Annotated in this window: 14 protein-coding genes and 1 tRNA gene; 7 read left to right on the forward strand and 8 right to left on the reverse strand. The window is 70.0% G+C overall.

All coding sequences use genetic code 11. The annotated features are described in order from the left end of the window. Nucleotides 1-1,174: DNA cytosine methyltransferase (locus TR49_RS09785; RefSeq protein ID WP_084724750.1), on the reverse strand; the 1,174-nt coding region annotated here is incomplete at its 3' end. Between the two features lie 298 nt (nucleotides 1,175-1,472). Between TR49_RS09785 and TR49_RS09790 the strand changes: the two genes are divergently transcribed. Continuing rightward, a complete protein-coding gene (locus TR49_RS09790) occupies nucleotides 1,473-2,486 on the forward strand; it encodes a DNA cytosine methyltransferase (RefSeq protein WP_236653291.1) in 1,014 nt (337 codons plus the stop codon). Between the two features lie 889 nt (nucleotides 2,487-3,375). On the opposite strand, the gene TR49_RS09800 is transcribed toward TR49_RS09790, so the two are convergent. From TR49_RS09800 to TR49_RS09810, 3 genes are all read right to left on the reverse strand, one after another. Continuing rightward, nucleotides 3,376-3,996, reverse strand: coding sequence for a hypothetical protein (locus TR49_RS09800; protein WP_042379446.1), 621 nt, complete (start codon nucleotides 3,994-3,996; stop codon nucleotides 3,376-3,378). A gap of 11 nt (nucleotides 3,997-4,007) precedes the next feature. Next, nucleotides 4,008-5,909, reverse strand: a complete 1,902-nt coding sequence (locus TR49_RS09805; RefSeq protein WP_160311562.1) for a DUF6571 family protein — start codon at nucleotides 5,907-5,909, stop codon at nucleotides 4,008-4,010. A gap of 309 nt (nucleotides 5,910-6,218) precedes the next feature. After that, entirely contained in the window at nucleotides 6,219-6,611 is a 393-nt protein-coding gene (locus TR49_RS09810) for a hypothetical protein (RefSeq protein WP_152627156.1), read from the reverse strand. 220 nt (nucleotides 6,612-6,831) lie between these two features. Between TR49_RS09810 and TR49_RS09815 the strand changes: the two genes are divergently transcribed. Beyond that, on the forward strand, nucleotides 6,832-7,329 hold the full coding sequence (locus tag TR49_RS09815) for a DUF2563 family protein (protein ID WP_500808182.1): 498 nt from the start codon (nucleotides 6,832-6,834) through the stop codon (nucleotides 7,327-7,329). Between the two features lie 1,876 nt (nucleotides 7,330-9,205). Next, nucleotides 9,206-10,399: a type VII secretion-associated serine protease mycosin gene (gene mycP, locus TR49_RS09820; protein ID WP_042379455.1), complete on the forward strand. Its 1,194-nt coding sequence runs from the start codon at nucleotides 9,206-9,208 to the stop codon at nucleotides 10,397-10,399. Nucleotides 10,400-10,839: 440 nt separating this feature from the next. Here the strand turns inward: mycP and TR49_RS09825 are convergent. Together TR49_RS09825 and TR49_RS09830 are read right to left on the reverse strand one after the other, a co-directional pair. Then, nucleotides 10,840-10,916 (reverse strand) — tRNA-Lys (locus TR49_RS09825). 94 nt (nucleotides 10,917-11,010) lie between these two features. Beyond that, on the reverse strand, nucleotides 11,011-11,730 hold the full coding sequence (locus tag TR49_RS09830; protein WP_042379458.1) for a GOLPH3/VPS74 family protein: 720 nt from the start codon (nucleotides 11,728-11,730) through the stop codon (nucleotides 11,011-11,013). Between the two features lie 267 nt (nucleotides 11,731-11,997). Between TR49_RS09830 and TR49_RS09835 the strand changes: the two genes are divergently transcribed. From TR49_RS09835 to TR49_RS09845, 3 genes are all read left to right on the forward strand, one after another. Continuing rightward, a complete protein-coding gene (locus TR49_RS09835) occupies nucleotides 11,998-13,071 on the forward strand; it encodes an LLM class flavin-dependent oxidoreductase (RefSeq protein WP_042379461.1) in 1,074 nt (357 codons plus the stop codon). Next, on the forward strand, nucleotides 13,068-13,973 hold the full coding sequence (locus tag TR49_RS09840) for a 1-aminocyclopropane-1-carboxylate deaminase/D-cysteine desulfhydrase (protein WP_236653292.1): 906 nt from the start codon (nucleotides 13,068-13,070) through the stop codon (nucleotides 13,971-13,973). The genes TR49_RS09835 and TR49_RS09840 overlap by 4 nt, the downstream gene beginning before the upstream one ends. Before the next feature lie 213 nt (nucleotides 13,974-14,186). Then, nucleotides 14,187-15,452, forward strand: a complete 1,266-nt coding sequence (locus tag TR49_RS09845; RefSeq protein WP_042379648.1) for a chitinase — start codon at nucleotides 14,187-14,189, stop codon at nucleotides 15,450-15,452. A gap of 75 nt (nucleotides 15,453-15,527) precedes the next feature. On the opposite strand, the gene TR49_RS09850 is transcribed toward TR49_RS09845, so the two are convergent. Continuing rightward, the gene (locus TR49_RS09850; protein WP_042379463.1) at nucleotides 15,528-16,322 is read right to left on the reverse strand and encodes an SDR family NAD(P)-dependent oxidoreductase; all 795 of its coding nucleotides are present in this window, start codon (nucleotides 16,320-16,322) and stop codon (nucleotides 15,528-15,530) included. A gap of 142 nt (nucleotides 16,323-16,464) precedes the next feature. On the opposite strand from TR49_RS09850, the gene TR49_RS09855 reads away from it, so the two are divergent. Next, nucleotides 16,465-17,118, forward strand: coding sequence for a TetR/AcrR family transcriptional regulator (locus tag TR49_RS09855; protein WP_042379465.1), 654 nt, complete (start codon nucleotides 16,465-16,467; stop codon nucleotides 17,116-17,118). An 87-nt stretch (nucleotides 17,119-17,205) separates the two neighbouring features. Here the strand turns inward: TR49_RS09855 and TR49_RS09860 are convergent, their stop codons facing one another. Continuing rightward, nucleotides 17,206-17,418, reverse strand: a complete 213-nt coding sequence (locus TR49_RS09860; RefSeq protein WP_042379467.1) for an acyl-CoA carboxylase subunit epsilon — start codon at nucleotides 17,416-17,418, stop codon at nucleotides 17,206-17,208. Between the last annotated feature and the right edge of the window lie 67 nt (nucleotides 17,419-17,485).

Raw genomic sequence — 17,485 nt, forward strand, 5'->3', positions numbered from 1 at the left:
GCGGCAGCGTCGGCGGGTCCAGGAGGGCCCCGGTACGCCCCAGCGCCTCGGCGATCGCGCGGCCGACGGCCTCGGCGACCGGCGGCGGGAAGGCGTTGCCGATCTGCCGGTAGCGGGCGGTCTTGCCGCCGGTGAATTCCCAGTCCTGCGGGAAGCCCTGGATGATCGCGGCCTGCTCGACGGTCAGCATCGGTCCATTGGGGCCGAGGAGGTCGCGGTCTACGTCAGCAGACTCGTTGTCGTTGGCGACGCCGAGGCCGTTGACGCCGAAGCCCGCCCATGCCCGCTTGGCGCGGGTGGGCCCGAGGTCCGCGCCACCGTGCTTCTTGCTGCCGCCGACCAGGGTCGGCGCGACGCCTTCCGCGGCCGGCTTCGCCTGCTGCTTCCACAGCTTGTAGGCATCCCTGGCACGCTGGCGGATGACCGAGGCTGGGACGGTCTCCGTCGCTGCGTTGTCCAGCCAGGGCGCCTTGCCGGTGATGCCGTAGCGCTTCTGCATGGACGCGTCGAGGGCCTCGAATACAGTGGTCCGCCTCTCCTGCCCGTCCGGCCAGTCGAAACCGCGGTAGCAGTCCTTGCGGATCATCACGAGCAATGCTCGCGGGCGCAGCTGCGGAACCCCGTAGTCGGCGGCCTCCAGCACGTGCCAACCGCAGTAGGCGTAGCCGGCCCTGTCGAGGCGGTCGAGGATCTCGGCTCGGTACGGCGCGAACTTGTACTCCGGTTCGAGCAGGCCGCGGACGTTCTCGATGAGCAGCGCCCTGGGCTTCAGTTGCTCTGCGAGTTCGATGATGCGCGGGAAGAGGTCCCGTTCGTCGTCCTTGCCGAGCTGTTTGCCCGCCAGGGAGAACGGAGGGCAGGGCACGCCTCCGGCGAGTAGATCCAGCTCCTTGGCGGCGAGGTCCGGGAACTCCTCGAACGGCAGGAAGTGGTTCACGTCCATGGTCAGGACGCGGCCGAAGTTCTCTTTCGTCTTCTTGTCGTTGTCGCGCAGCGCGTCGTCGGCAGGATGCCAGTCTGCGTGGCGGTCGACGTTGGACTTCAGGCTCGCGGCGGCGTGCTGGTCGATCTCCACCATGGCGAGATGCCGGAAGCCGGCCCGGTGCAGGCCCGCAGCCTGCCCGCCCGCTCCCGCGCAGATCTCGATAGAGGTCAGCGGTCCACTGCCGCCCATCCGGCCACTTCCTGTCTGTCGCGCGCTGTCTAGAACTACCGGCACATCAGCGCCCCAGTGTCTCAGAGGCGCCGCACTGCTCTCCCCGGACACCCCGAGCCCATGCCCCGTACCCTGCCACGCGGCACTGACAATTCCAGCCACCGATGACGCGCACGCGCGTTCAGCGCGCCACCGGTTCGGGTCGAACTTCCCGATGCTCCTGACCAGCTGTGACGGCCTCCGGCACGCTGCTGCTCCACCGACGGCACCACGACCAGGGGGCATTGTGTCCTTCATCACTCTGTCTACGAACCGCTTGCCAGAACCCGCTTCCCCGGTTTGCATCGAGCTCTGCTCGGGTGCGGGCGGACAGGCACTCGGCCTCGAACAGGCCGGGTTTCGCCACGCGCTGCTGGCCGAAATCGACCCCGCCGCGTGCGCGACCCTGCACGCGAACCGGCCGACCTGGCCGGTTCTCAACACCGATGTCCGCAGCCTCGCCACCGACGGCCTGCCGTCGCTCGCCCGCGGCGGACCGGTCGACCTGCTGGCTGCCGGGGTGCCGTGCCCGCCGTTCTCCGTCGCCGGCCTCGGCCTCGGCCCCGACGACGAACGTGACCTCTTCCCTGCCGTCCTCGCCATCACCGAGCGGCTGCGACCGAGTGCCCTGATGGTCGAGAACGTCCGCGGCCTGCTCCAGCAGCGCTTCAGGGCCTACCGCGACCGCATCCGTCAGCGGCTGTCCGAGCTCGGCTACACGGCCGAGTGGCGCCTGCTTTACGCAAGCGAGTACGGCGTCCCCCAGCTCCGGCCCCGCGCCATTCTGGTGGCGCTGCCATCCGACCTGCTGCCGCACTTCCGCTGGCCGGTCCCCGGCCCCAGCGCCTCCCGGCCGGTGACGGTCGGCGAAGCGCTGGTCCAGTCGATGGCCGCGGACGGCTGGGAGCTGGCTGATCTCTGGGCTGCCGAGGCCGACCAGGTCGCGCCGACGCTGTGCGGCGGCTCCCGGCGCCACGGCGGCCCCGACCTCGGCCCCAGCCGCGCCCGAGCGGCCTGGGCCCGGATGGGGGTCCGCGGCGGCAGCGTCGCCGACCGTCTCCCCCAGCCCGGCGAGCAACTCCCGGTCCGCCTCACTCCAGAGCAGCTCGCGGTGCTCCAGGGCTTCCCTCCGGACTGGACCTTCACCGGCACGAAGACCGCCCGCTGCCGACAGATCGGCAATGCCTTCCCGCCGCCCGTAGCCGCAGCCGTGGGCCGGGCCATGGCGGAAGCGATCCGCGAGGCAAACGCACACCTCGCTGTGCGCGGCAGCGTGTCTCGGGCCGGGTGACGGCTGCGCTGGACGGGCGGGGTACGGAGGAAAGCCAGCCGCTCTGCCCCGACCACTCCCCTCGCACGCCTCCAGGCTCCCGGAAGCGATCCAGCCAGGCGAGGAGTTCTGCGCGGGTGCGGGCTCGACCGATGGGAGCCCGGCCGTGTAGCGGCTGCTGACGACCTTGGACTGCAGCCGGTCCCCGCGCTCCAGCGCTTCCAGCGCGCGGGTGATCTGGTCAACCCGGGTGCGGCGCATGGGGAAGAAGGCCGACGTCGTGGCAAACCAGTTCACACCGTCGGCTTGCTACAGACGGCTCCGGACGTCCGGGCCCACGGCACCCGGCGCCCCGATCACTGCTCATGCCTCCTCCGCGACCGCGGGGACCGCCGGGTCGACGGGGCGATTCAGTAGAGGGCCACCGAAAGGTCCTGCGCGGCGCGCTGGAAGGATCCGCCCTCGTATTCAGGTCGACGGGCGGGCCATGGTCGCCAGCCAGATCGACGACGGCACAGCCTTGTGGGATCCGGCCACTGGGCAGGTGCACCAGATCTCCCGCTGTGCGGACACTGCGATGGGCGCGGTCCGGGCCGGTGGCCGAATGCCGGTGGCGGCACCAAGCGGACAAGCCGACGTCGGTGTCTGGGACGTAAGCACCGGCGAGCAGTGCTGGAGGCAGCACCCTGACGCCCTCGCGACCACGGAAACCTGCTGGATCACGCGGGCGATCGGACGCTGGTGGTCAGCGCGGGCTGTGACAGAGACCTCGACGGTGGTGAGAGCGAGCCGTTTGTCGCGGGCGAACTCGTGGGAGCCGGGCCTGAAGCCTGCGGTGGTGTCGATGCCCAGCGAAGCACCATGGTTCAGCTGGGGCAACGGCAGGCCGGACGCGCGCTGACGGCCCTGCTCAGCCCGTGGCGGTCCCCAGGGACGGCACAGACGCCGGGAACGCGGGCTTGTTGGCGCAGGACCCCTGGGCGGAGGCGGCCTTGGCCAGCTTCAAGGCGATGTTTGCATAGTCGTCGCGGACCGCGCCTGTGATCGGCCCGTGTGCCGACCCGGCACGCACACTCACGAACCCGTGGTTGTTGCCGTCCTTCAGGCCATCGCAGAGGAAGGAGATGACCGCACCGGACCAGCCTCGGAACAACACGATGCCGGTTCCCAAGTTGATCGGCTGCGTCCCCTCGATCAGGCCAGCGCGCTGCTGCTGCACCGAGAGGTCATTCCCGGGGAAGACCATGCTGGTGAGGACCGGTGACCCGTTCCACTCGATCCCGCAGCCGCTGGGGGTCCCGGCCGAGTCCTTCAATCCGTCCGCGATCGAAGCGCGATCCCTTGCCTCGGAGACCGTCCCATCCGCGCCGACCAGTGGTCGCACGTCACTCTCGTTGAGAATGCCCCAACAGGCGTTCTGTGGCAGCGACATGGATTGCCACGGCTTCCACCACAGTCCCACGACGGCAGCGGCCACCGAGGTCACCACAACGACCGCCACGATTCCGGCGCGCCTCCCGGTCTTGCTCATCCTGTGCCCTTCTACTCCTGGGTCTGCTGACCTGTGACGGCGCCGCTCGTGAATCCGTTCTGGGCACCGGCGGCTGCCGAATCCGCGTAGTCACCCGGATCCACTCCCGTGCCCTGAAGGCCCAGATTGACGGCGTTCCGTGCGGCCTGCATGGTCGTCTGCTGCGCCTGGATGTCCGTTGTCGTCCCTTGCTGAACCGCTTGCAGTGTGTGGTCCTGGTGGAAGCTCGCGCCCATCGCGTTGATGTAGCCGGAGACGCCGCTGTTGATGTACCCCCCGACCACGGGGATCTTGCCGGTGAGCGGGCCGCCGGTCATCGACCACACAGTGTTGGCGATGCCGGTGTTCTGATCGATCGCCGCGTTGTACTGGGCGTCCGTCGCCGCGCTGTTCTGCTGGAGCTCTTCCACCCTGGCCTGGGCCAGAATGCCGTTCGTCACGGCGCCGTGCTGGGCAATGTTGCTGAGCACGTTGCCGAGGTTCGCCGCGTGCGGGTTGTTCTGCGCGTAAGTTTGCAGCTGCACTGCGGTGTAGGCGTTCTGCGCCTGCAGAACGGCGCCGTAGGCGTCGGGATCGCGACCGAGCGCGTGCAGCAGCGCGGTCGCGTTTTCCGGGGTGATCCCAGCCGGAGCGCCGAACGTGGGCACGTGGCTCGCATGGGGGTTGAGGGACCGGTCCAGATCGCCGATGTAGGCGCCCGCGATATGGCTCACGCTTGCGTTCAACTGCGAGAAGTCGGCGGTCCCGTGCTCACCGCTCAGAAGGTACGGGGCGTTGCCGAAGGTGTTCATCACCTGGCCCGCCACCTTCGCCATTTCCGGCGTGTGCTGCGGAATCGGCGTACCGCTCGGAGCGTCGTACGCGACGCCGGTGGTGGCCGCCTGCAGAGCGTCACCAAGAGCGTTGATCTGGGTGGCGTGCGCCGCCTTGTAGGAGTCGACGCCGACGCCCGTGGAGTCGGTGAAGAGCATGATGTTCTTATTGTCGACGCTCGTCAGGTACTTGAGGTTGTTGGTGTTCTGGAAGTAGTCAGTGGCTGCCTGCGGGCTGTGGCCCAGGCCCTGAAGGACGCCCGTCATCGGGTTGTAGCCGGCTGAGGCGTCGAGGAAGTTGATCCGGTTGTTGGTGCCCTGCAGCGACTGGTTGATCCAACGCGTCGGGTCGGCCTGGGACAGGTTGGTGATGTCCTGGGCGATGGGTGTCAAGAAGTGCGTGTCGTAGCATCCGGTGCGCAGGTAGCTGCTGAGGATCTGGTAGCCGTAGACCTTGCTCTGTGGGTCGTTCGGGTCGTTCATGTCCAGCTGCATCTGCTGGGTGCCGGCCTTCTGCAGGCCGGTCACCCAGGCCTGGTCGAGGTGCGGCCAGTTTCCGAGGTTGGTGGCCGAGGCCAGCGAGACGCCCATCTGGGTCTGCAGGGTTTTCATGAGATCGAGGCGGCCCGGGTCGTTCCTTGCGCCGTTGCCGGCGCTGCCCCAGGAGAGCTGGCCGAAGAACAGCAGCGACTCCTGCGGGCCGAGATCTTGGTAGAACGCCGTCGCGAACCGCGGGTCGTTCGCGTGCGCTTTCAGCAGCGTGTCCAACTGGCTGAGCTGGGCGTCGGTCAGGGATCCGCCCTGCTTGGCCAGGGCCGCGGCCTGCGCCGCTTCCTGCTCCGATATGCCGCCGACCGGCTTGGCGTTGAAGGAGGTGGTGGAGGAGCCGGTGTCGGCCGCGAACGCTGAGGCCGCCGTGCTGTCTGCTTCGCTCGCCGTCTGCAACACGGCGGTGAGTCGGTCGGCTATGCCCGAGGCCAACTGGGAGTAGGAGCTGGCGTAGTCAGGATCGTGACGATCTGCTTGCGTCTTTGGCGGGGGCCAGTGCACCGCGCCGGAGTCATCGACCGTCAGTCCCTGCGACTCGGCGTCAGAGACCACCTGCCGGAGGTTCTTCTGTGCGGCCGCCAGTTGGTCGTGCAGGTCACGCAGGACGCACGCCAGGGAACTGGCCTCGTCGAAAGCGTCGGTGATCTGGGTGCGCGTCTGCGTCAGTGTGCCCGCGGCGGCGTCGGCTGAGGGGCCGGTCCAGTTGGAGCCGGCGAGCGGGCGGACGACCTGGCTCTCGTACTCCGACTCCAGGTCCCAGCCACGCACGAGCTTCTCGAAGGACGAGGCAGCGGCATCGAGTTGGCCCAGCTTGAGGTTGGCGAGCTGGTCGTAGGACACCACAGCGGTACCTCCCCGTCGTCATTCGGGCCGGAAATGGCCGGCGTTGTGGTGGTCGGTCTCGGTGGTGCTGGTGGCGCCCGCGATCAGGTTCTGGCCGATCGAGGTCAGCGTCGTGGACAGGTTCTGGTACTGCTGCTGCCACAAGCTCCATGCCGTGTTGAGCGCGCCACTGGAGTCGAGACCGATGAGGGAGGTGACCGCGTCTGTGATGTCGAGCTGGGGAGCCCCCAGTTCGGTGATCACTTGGCTGCCGAGCGTGTTTGCCCGGTCGCCGCAGGCCTTGAGGATGGTGGTGTCCATCTGAAGGACGCCTGGGCCCACGGAGCTGGTGATGATCGCAGCCGGGGTTCCACCGGCGTCCGGGAACTGCTGCTGTGCAGCTGGTGTCAGATTCCCGGACTTGTCGAACATCCAGGGATTGAGCGCACGTTCGAGACTCTTGTCCCCCATGAAGCCCCCGTCGCTTCGCTATGACGCCGATCCAGAGGGCCGACCGTACCAGGCGGGGCCATGTCACGACCGTTCGGGTGTGCACGCAGCACCTGGACGACTCTAGTCACCGGACTGCTCACTTGTGATGTGAACCTGGCGACTAATGTGATGGCCCGTCGGTTGTCGTGTGTACAGTCATATGCACATACAGCCGCAACGGGGAGCGGGGTACGGGGTGTCACAACAGGCAACGGGGGGCGGGGGCGGCGCGGGCCCCACGGCTACGCAATTCGCGGTCGAAGTCTTCACACTGAAGGCTTTCCGAGACCGAGTGAACGGGCTGCTCACGAGCCTGGACGGGGGCGCGGGCTCCCCGCAGAGCGTCAGCGCCCAAGTGATGACTCCCGGCCATCCCGGGACCGGCTTCACCGAGGTGAACGCGATGGTCTCCCGCTACCAGGAGACCCACACGAAGCTGGTCCAGCTGTCCCAGGCGCTGAGCAGTGCCATCGACGCGATGACGATCAGCATCGACGTCGCGCGTCTCGGCTACGAGAACGTGGACGCGCAGGAGATCGCCCGGCTTTGGGCCATTCACGACCAGGAGACAGCTGCGGCCGGGCCGGCGTCGACGAGCTCCCCGTCCGGTAGCGGCAAGTCCACCAGCTCCGGGGACCCGCGGACCGGCGCGCTGTGACGAAGTGACAGATGAAGAAGAGGGGGTATAGCCGATGAGGACCAGCGACGGTGGGGGCGGCTGGAGCCCGACCACCGACTTCGAGCAGTACTCCCATGCCCAACTGTTCGACATGGTCAACGGGTCGTCGCCCGCGAGCATCTCGTCGATTGCGAACACGCTGAACTCGGCGAGTACGCAGATCCAGTCGATCGCCGACGACCTCAACACCCACCTCAACCAGCTCCAGTGGGAGGGAACGGCAGCGGACTCTTTCCGCAGCTGGGGACGTCAGGTCGTGCAGGCCGTCGATGACCTTGCGATCTTCCACAACAACGCCGGGCTCGCGGTCCATACGGCGGGTGACACGCTCTCCTCAGTGAAGGCCGGCATGCCGCCGGTGCCGACCGCGGAAATCAACCTCGTACAGAACTACGTCCAGCAGGAGAGCTGCAAGGTCCCCAGCGGCCCGCCGACCGTGATCAAGGGCCGGATTCAGCCCCCCTCCTCCTGCCTCCCCTCCCAGCCGGGGCAGATCTCGCAGTCGGACGCGTACGCGGCGCAGGCCCGGGTCGACGCCGCCCACCAGGAAGCCGTCACCCAGATGGAGAAGCTGGGCGGCGCCTACAACGGCGCGACGCAAACGATGGACGTGAACACCGAACCGCAGTTCCCGCCACCACCGACGGGACTGATGCCCCCGCCTGGATCGGGATTCGACGGTTCAACGACCCGTTCGGGATCGACTGGCAGCACTAGTGGCGGTGCAGGCGTCACCGGCCCGTCCAGTCGCAGTGGCGGTGGTACGGGCCAGGTCGGAGTTCAGCAAGCCCAGGGAAAGAGCGTTCATCAGACACCCCCTCCCCCAAGGCAGTCCGGAGGAGGAACCGCCACGCTCCAGGGCACGCACACGCCAACCTCCGGTCCAGGATCAGTCAAGTCTCCAGGGGCATCGGGCGGGTCGTCCCCCGGCCACGGCCCCAGCGGCAAGGGTGGCGGAACCCCGCCCCCCGGTGCCGGAACCGGAGTGCTCACTCCTCCTGCACGGGGTGGCGGCACTCGCCGAGGCGGTGCCGGAAAGGGTGAGCCTCAGCCCGGCGATCACCCCGGCGAGCTGGGTACCGGTGGCGGCACAAGCCGTGGTGGACTCGGTGGAGCGAAGGCCGGTCGGCCTGGCGAGGGAGCCGTCGAGGGCAAGGCTGGAGTCTCCGGCACGGAAGGCACCGGCGGTTCGGTCGCAGCGCGCTCCGCGGTCGCCGCGGGGGAAGGCGGCGCAGTCCGCGCCGGCAGTGCTCCTGGTGACGCCGCGGGTGGGAGTGCCGCGGGGTCGCCCACGGCCCACGCCGGGCTTCCCACCGGGGAAGGCGCGGGCGTCCGTGCCGGGACGGCAGAGACAGCCGCTGGGAGCGGCGGCCCCATGATGGGCGGCGGCATGGGCGGTCTCGGCCATGCCGGTGGCCGCGGCCGCGGCCGGTCGCGGCGCACCCCCTACTACACCGAAGACCCGGAGACCTGGGCGACGGACTCAACCAGCAATCCAGCCGTAGTACCCGCTGGCACGGCCGCGGGGGGCCGTAGTGGAGCCGCTGCGGCGGCGATCGGCCGGGAGGTGGTTAGAGCTTCCACCGAGCGGCCGGAACCGCCCACCGAGGCCGACCCCGAGGTCCCCACTGTTGCCAGAGAAGGAGCGCCCGGTGCTACGGCTGGCAGGCCCATGATCGGCGCCATGGGTGGCGGCCTCGGCCACGCGGTGAGCCACAGTCGTCCCCGCGGGCGTCGAGGCTCCTACTACACAGAGGACGAGGACCTGTGGACGTCAGGGTCGGCCACCAATCCGGCCGTGATTGAGTAGGCCCGCTCCAGGTAAGCGGTCCGCCAAGCAGAGAGCAGGAGTTTCATGGCACGGCGATGGGTGGTCGCTCTGGCTGCGGCCGGTGCGCTGACGCTCGGGCTGGCCACCACGGCTCAGCCCGCGTCCGCGGACTCGGTCCGCGCCGGCGAGTGGTGGCTCGCACCTATGCACGCCACGCAGATGTGGCAGCAGACCAACGGCGCGGGCATCACCGTCGCCGTGATCGACAGCGGCGTCAAGGCCACCCACCCCGACCTCAGCGGCCAGGTACTCCCGGGCAAGAACTTCTCCGACCTGCCCGGCGGGGCACAGACCGACACCGATGGCCACGGCACACGCATGGCCTCGCTGATAGGCGGTACCGGAAAGTCCGACAACGGCCAGGGAGCCATCGGTCTCGCACCCGGCGTAAAAATCCTGCCTCTACGGATCTGGAAGAGTGGATCGAACGAGGCCGATGCCAGTGCGATGTACTCCGTGCAATTGGCGGCGGCGGTCAGGTACGCAGCCGACAGCGACGCCCAGATCATCAACCTGTCCCAGGGCCAGGAGGAGGATGTCGCCAGTGTCCGCGAGGCGATTGCCTACGCCGAATCCAAGGGCAAGCTCGTCGTGGCGGCCGTCGGCAACAGCGGAAACACGGGAAACCCGGTGAACTACCCGGCCGCATACCCGGGGGTGGTGGGCGTGGCCGCCGTGGACGAGAACATCAAGCCGACCGCCGAGTCCGAATACGGACCCCAGGTCGCGCTGGCCGCACCCGGAGACAACATGGCCGACGCGTGCACCAGCCCCACCGGCTACTGCACGAGCCACGGCACCAGCGACTCCACCGCGCTGGTGTCGGCATCCGCCGCACTCGTCTGGTCCCTGCACCGGGACTGGACCGCCGACCAGGTCATCCGGGTCCTCATCAACACCGCCGACGGCCAGGGGAAGTGGGACCCCCACTTCGGTTGGGGCGTCGTTCGACCCCGCATCGCCCTGACAGACCCCGGAGACCCCGGGCCAACGGACGTGAACCCCCTCCTCGCCGCGTCGGCGTCCAATTCCGCCAGTCCGGTGGCGTCGGCGTCCGCGCACGACGGCACCGCAAGCCCGGCCCCAGTCGCTGCGGCTCAGAACGCGAAGGGCAGCGGGAACGGGCTGCTGTACGCCGGGCTCGGCGGCGTCGCACTGCTCGCTGTGGTCGCCGGTGCCGTCCTCGCGTTGCGCCGTCGTACTAGCGGTGGCGTCTAGGCCAGTGGTTCGGCTGGCAATCAGGGACAGGGGAACACCGAACGGCCTACGCGCACCGCACGGACCGTCAGCTGTGCCCGGGGCTCCCGGCCCGAGCAGCCCCAGTGCGCCTCCGCCGCACGACCATGTGCCGAACGCACATAGCGGTTCGCCGAACCAGAAGTAGCCGCTCAGCGCCGCATCGCTTGCGCGGTGGGCTAGGCGTGCTGTGCCGTGGGATTGGGGAGGCGGAGCTCGAACCAGACCGCCTTGCCGATGGGAAGTACAGCGACGCCCCAGCGGTCGGCAAGGGCCTGTAGGAGGTTCAGGCCGCGGCCGTTCTCGTCGTCCCAGTCCGCGGGAAGGCGGACGGGCAGGCTGCGAGATCCGTCACCACGGACGCAAAAAAGACCTGCGGCTCCATGATCAATCATGAAGCCGCAGGTCAGATACCACCTTGGTGGTGCGCCGCCAGGGACTCGAACCCCGGACCCGCTGATTAAGAGTCAGCTGCTCTAACCAACTGAGCTAGCGGCGCCGGTGTGCGTTCTGCGTGGTTTCCCGCGCCTCGGCACGACAGAAATACTACCTGACCTGCGGGGGTGCTCGTGACCACTCCCCTCGGGGTGGGGTCAGTCGGCGGAGCGGGCGCGGCGGATGGAGGTGGCGACGGCGGAGGAGACCGGGTCGGCGCGGGTGAGGTCGGCGAGGAGGCGACGGGTGGCACGGTCCGGGCGGGTGGGGTGGAGGTGGTTGGTGAGGTCGACGGTGCCCGCGAGGGTGGTGAGGGCGAGGTCGCGCGGAGGGGCCGTCTGCGGGGAGGCGAGGGTGGCGTCGATGCGGGCGACGCGGGAGGCGCGGGCGGCGGGGTCAGTGAAGGTGTGGGTGGTGGCGGGGATGAAGCCGAGGAGGCGCGCCTCGTTGCGGCGGAGGAGGCCTGCGGCGGTGAGGGACTCGAGGAAGGGTCGTGCGCCCGGGCGGCGGCGCAGGCGCTGCAGGCAGGTGGAGAGGCGCGCGCCGCGCGGGCCGACGACGGTGGGGAGCAGGAAGGTCGCCGCCGCTGCCAGGGCCGGGTGGCGGAGCGGGACGTTCGCGTCCGCGTGGACGCGCTTGCCGTCGAAGCGCAGGGCGCCGGCGAACAGCAGCTCGGCGAGGATCGCGCCGGAGAGGGCATGGGGGAGGTAGAGCGGCTGCCGAACGCGCCCGTCGGTCGGGCGGGCGGAGAGAAGGAGGAGGTCCTCCGGGAGGCACGTCGTCGCGTCGGTGAAGCCGCCGCGGAAGTCGCCGCGGACGCCGCCGCCGAAGTCGCCGGTGAAGCCCTCGACGCCGGTGCCGTAGGTGCCGTCGGTCATGCGGGCCTCCTGGACGTGGGCGGCGGGACGCGTGACGGGTCCATGCGAGTTCTCATACGAGAGTCCGCGCGAGAGGTCGTGTGCGAGCCCGCGTGCGAGTCCGCGCAAGAGCTCGTGTGAGAGGTGTCACGTTCCCGCGCACGCGCTGGTTCCCTGCGCGCAGTCAACAGTTCGGGTGGGAACAGGACGGCGTGGGCGGCGGTTGCCCAGAAGGAAGAGACAGACGCAGAGACAGCCAGCAGACCCTCGGACCCGCGGAGTCGCACGATGAGCCAGACCGTCCCCCAGGCCGCCCGGAGCACCCAGGCCGGAGCGGCCGAGACGCCGCTGTCGATCCTCGATCTGGCCACCGTCGGGGAGGGCTACACGCCCACGCAGGCGCTGACCGCGACCACGGCGCTCGCGCAGCGCGCCGAGGAGTGGGGTTATCTGCGGTTCTGGGTGGCCGAGCACCATGGGATGCCCGGCATCGCGAGCTCCTCCCCCGCCGTACTGCTGGCGCATCTGGGCGCGCACACGAGCCGGATCCGGCTCGGATCCGGCGGGGTGATGCTGCCGAACCACGCGCCGCTGGTGATCGCGGAGCAGTTCGGGATACTGCACGCGCTGCATCCGGGCCGGATCGACCTCGGGCTGGGGCGGGCGCCCGGGACGGATCAGGCCACGGCGCGGGCGCTGCGGCGCGGGGCCGGGATGGACGCGGCGGACGAGTTCCCGCAGCAGCTGAGCGAGTTGCTGCACTTCCTGGACGCAGACTTCCCGGCCGGGCACCTGTACGAGCGGCTGAAGGCCGTGCCCGGGGAGGCGAGCGCGCCGGGCAGCGGGCGGCCGCCCGTGTGGCTGCTGGGCTCGTCGGGCTTCAGCGCGCAGCTGGCCGGTCGGCTCGGGCTGCCGTTCGCGTTCGCGCACCACTTCAGTGCCGCGAACACGGTCCCCGCGCTCGACCTGTACCGGGAGACGTTCCGCCCGTCGGAGGTCCTGTCCGAGCCGTACGCGCTGATCGGCGTGGGAGTCGTCGCCGCGGACGAGGAGCAGGAGGCGCGGCGCCTGGCGGGCTCGGGTGCGCTGGCGATGATGCGGCTGCGCACCGGCCGGCCCGGCCTGGTGCCGACGCCGGAGGAGGCGGAGGCGTACCCGTACAACGAGCTGGAGCGGGACTTCATCGACGCGTGGCTGTCGAACGTGGTCGTCGGCGACCTTGACCAGGTCCGGGCCGGGCTGCAGGAGCTGCGGAAGCGGACGGGCGCGGACGAGTTGATGGTCACCAGCAACATCCACGGCCACGAGGCGCGACGTCGCTCCTACGAGTTGGTGGCGAAGGCCTGGGGTCTGCTCGGGTGACCGGACACGGCCCGTCCCCCGTACAGGAGTTGGACGACGAGCGCGTCCGGCGCGCGGGCGTGCGGCTGCTGCTCAAGCGGGACGACCTGCTGCACCCGCCCGTGAGCGGCACCAAGTGGCGGAAGTTGCAGCCGAATCTGGAGCGAGCGCGGCGCGAGGGGCACGACACGCTGCTGACGTTCGGCGGCGCGTACTCCAACCACCTGCGCGCGGCGGCCGTGGCCGGGCGGGAGGCGGGCCTGCGGACGGTAGGCGTCGTGCGCGGGGACGAGCTGCGTGGACGGGAGTTGAACCCTGTGCTGGCCCGGGCCGCCGCCGACGGCATGGAGTTGGAGTTCATCAGCCGCGCGCAGTGGCGGACGCGCATGGAGCCCGCTTGCCTGGATGCGTTCCAACGGCGGTACGGGCGCACGTGGGTGGTGCCGGAGGGCGGCAGCAACGCCGAGGGCGTGCGCGGTTGTGTGACGCTGGGCGAGGAGCTGCGGGACTGTGGCGCGGAGCTGGTGTGCTGCTCGTTGGGCACGGGCGGCATGCTGGCGGGCCTGGCCGCCGGCTTGGGACCGGGTCAACGGGCGCTGGGGTTCGCCGCCTTGGCGCACGCGGATCTCACGGCGGAGACGCGGGCGCTGCAGCAGGAGGCGTTCGGCGCCCCGCGTGGCGACTGGGGCGTGGACGACTCGGCCGTCTTGGGTGGCTACGGTCGCCGGACACCCGAACTGGATGCGTTCCGGGCGGACTTCGCGGCACAGCACGGCATCGCGCTCGATCCGACCTACGAGGCGAAGCTGCTGTGCGCGCTGTTCGCACAGCTCGCGCGCCTGGAGTCCGGCGCGGGAGGACCGGAGGAGCCTCCGGGCGCGATGAGGCCCGGTATGACAGTGGTCGTGGTGGTCGCCGGCTGAGCGGAGCCACGACGGGGCAAGCCGGCAACCTTAAGAGACTATTGGTCTAGCCCTAGGTCTAGTCCAATCTATTGACGAGCGTCGCCATGTCGCCCACCCTGGACGGACCGTGGATCCGTGCGGGTGCAACCCCCACCGTGCGCCCCCTCGCGCCCGCACGCGTCCGCGGATGTCCTTGCCCTCCTCCCCACAAGGAGTGTCCAGGTGTTCCGCATGACCCCCAACCGCATCGTGGCGACGGTCGGCGCCGCCGCGCTCGCCGCCGGCGGGCTGCTGGCGTCGATGGGCGGCAGTGCCCAGGCCAGCACCACGGCCGCCCTCGGCAGTAACTGGTATGCCGCCGCGCCGTATCTGATGCCGCTCGACAACAACCCGCCGAACCCGACCGACGTGATGGCGGCGACCGGCCTCAAGGCCTTCCAGCTCGCCTTCATCCTCGCCCCCAACGGCGGTGGCTGTACCCCGACCTGGGGCGGCACCGCGCCCGTGTCCAGCGACACCAGTGTGGCCTCGACCATCTCCGCGATCCGCGCGGCGGGCGGCGACGTTTCCGTCTCCATCGGCGGGTACGGTGGTACCAAGCTCGGTCAGACCTGCTCCGACCCGACCTCGACCGCCGCCGCGTACCAGCAGGTCATCGACAAGTACGGCCTGCATGCGATGGACTTCGACCTGGAGGAGCCGGAGTACGAGAACAGCACGGCCGTCGCGAACGAGATCGGCGCCGCGCAGATCCTGCAGCGCAACAACCCGGGCCTGTACATCTCGGTGACCACGCCCGGAACCACCTCCGGCACCGGCTGGTTCGGCCAGCAGATGCTCAACCAGGCGAAGACGGACGGCTTCACGCCGAACAACTTCTCCATCATGCCGTTCGACGGCGGCTTCAACGGCGCCGCGAGCCAGATCTCGGCGCTTCAGCAGTTCAACACGATGCTGATGAACACCTTCGGCTGGAGCAGCGCCACAGCCTACGCCCGCGAGGGCATCTCCATGATGAACGGCCGCAGTGACAGCGGCGAGTACTTCTACCAGTCCGACTTCCAGACGGTGCTGAACTTCGCCGAGTCCAACCACATGGCCCGGTACACCTTCTGGTCGGTCAACCGCGACCGCCAGTGCAGCCCGGCGGACAACAACGGCCAGACCTCCGGCACCTGCAGCAGCGTGACGCAGAACAGCTGGGACTTCACCAAGTACGACGTCGAGTTCGCGGGCGCGACGCCGCCCACCAGCACGCCGTCGGCGAGCGCCTCGGCGTCGCCCACCTCGTCCCCGACCTCGACGGCCAGCGCCAGCGCGTCGCCGAGCAACGGTGGCGGCGGCACCTGCACGGCGGCTGCGTGGAACTCCGCCACCGCGTACAACGGCGGTGCCGTGGTCAGCTACAACGGCCACCAGTGGACCGCCAAGTGGTGGACCGAGGCCGACACTCCGGGCGGGGCGGCCGGGGTCTGGACCGACGACGGTCCGTGCTGAGCGATGCTCACGTGAACGAGGGAGGGGCGGCCGTCGGCCGCCCCTTCTTCGTTGGCGCTCACCCCAAGGCGGAGCTCAGTAGTGCGTGCCGCCGTCGATGCGGATCTCGGTGCCGGTGATGAACGCGCCGTCCACCGAGCCGAGCATCGCGACGACGCCGGCCACCGCGTCCGGGCCCGCGAAGCCGTGGCCGAGGGCCGGGGCGAGCTTGGCGAAGAGCGAGAAGTCCGCGTCCTGCGGCAGGCCCGGGCCGGCGTTCTGCGTGCTGGTGCCGCTGGCGTCGGTCATGCCGGAGGAGATCGAGCCCGGCGCGACGGCGGTGAAGCGGATGCCCTGCTTGCTGTACTCGGCGGCCAGGGCGTGGGTCATGGACTGGATGCCGCCCTTGCTCGCCGCGTAGGCCGCCATGTACGGGTGCGCGAAGCTCGCGGAGGTGGAGCTGAAGTTGATCACGGCCGGGGCGTCGCCGCGCAGCAGCGCCGGGACGGCCTCGCGGATCATCAGGAAGGTGCCGGTCAGGTTGACCGCGATCACCTTGTCGAACTGCTCCAGGCTGGTCTCGTGGGTGTGCGAGGAACGCAGGATGCCTGCGGCGTTGACCAGTACGTCCAGCCCGCCGCCGAGGGCGGCGAGCGCGGCGGCGACGGCCTCGCGGACGGACGCCTCGTCGGCGATGTCGACCTGAACTGTGTGCAGGCGCGCATCCGTTCCGGCCTCGGCGGCGAGCTTGCGGGTGGCGGCGAGGCCGGTCTCGTCGACGTCGGCGGCGACAACGCGGCCGCCCTCGGCGAGCATGCGCAGCACGGTGGCCTGTCCGATGCCGGAGCCCCCGCCGGTGATCAGGACTCGACGACCCTCGTAGCGGTTCATGGCTGCTCCGTTTCCATACGAATCTCTCGACGTCGAGGTTCTCGGCGCCAATAGACACCGTACGCCGTGATGGCACGTTTTGCCATCACGGCATGTTGTGCAGGCTCGGCACTGGCCGCCGTAGGCGGCTTAAGGTAGGGACGTGAGCAGCAACACGCAGACGACGCAGCCCTCGCTGACGGAGCGGCGCAAGGCCGCGACTCAGCTCGACATCGCCCGCGCTGCGGCCGAGCTGTTCGCGGAGCGCGGGCCGGACGGCACCACCGCCGAGGAGATCGCCCAGCGGGCAGGGGTCGCGCTGCGCACCTTCTACCGCTACTTCCGCAACAAGGAGGACGCGGTCTCGCCCCTGCTGAGCGCAGGGGGCGCGCGCTGGCGCGAGCTGGTCGCCGTAGAGGCGGCGGGTACGACCGGCGCGGACCTGCGGGAGGCGCTGGTGCGCGCGGCGCGCGCCTCCCTCACCGCGGAGACCGAGGGCTGGTCGCTCGGTCACGGCTGGGCCGAGGCGGAGGGCACCCGGGGACTGCTGCGCGCCGCAGCGGACGACGCGGCACTACGGGCGGTCTGGTACCGGGTGAACCAGGAGTCCGAGGAGTCGCTGACCGCTGTCCTCACGGCGTTGCCGGGGCCGGCGGACCGGAGCGGGCTCGAACTGAAGATGATCGCCGCGGGCGCGACGGACGCGATCCGTCTGGCCCTGGAGGCCTGGGCGGCGTCGGACGGGCCGCCGACCGGCGAGCAGGGGCCGGCGGCGCTCGTCGAGGACTGCATGCGGAAGCTGTTGCAGTGGCTTTAGCCGCAGCGCACGGGCGCGAGCAAAGGCGGGAAAAGCTCAGGGGCGCGGGGCGTCAGCCCCGGCGCCCCTGTTCAGGTCGGCGTGCGGTCAGCGCCAGCTGACCGGGTTGCGGTAGCTGGTGACGCGCTCGAGGCGACGCCAGCGGGCCTGGGGGTGGCGGTTGCCGTGGGCGAAGCGCGGCTGGGCCGCGCGCTGCGCCGCGGCGGCGCGGGCCATCAGGACGGCGGTCAGCGCGGCGAGCTCGTCGTCGGCCAGCTCACCCTTGACGATCTGGACCATCGGCACGGTGGCGGAGGTCATCGTTGCCTTCCTCAGTGCTTGTGTGTGCTCGGATATTCGACGGTTACGACGATGGTGGCGACGTTCT

This window comes from Streptacidiphilus melanogenes (assembly GCF_000787835.1).
GTDB lineage: Bacteria > Actinomycetota > Actinomycetes > Streptomycetales > Streptomycetaceae > Streptacidiphilus > Streptacidiphilus melanogenes.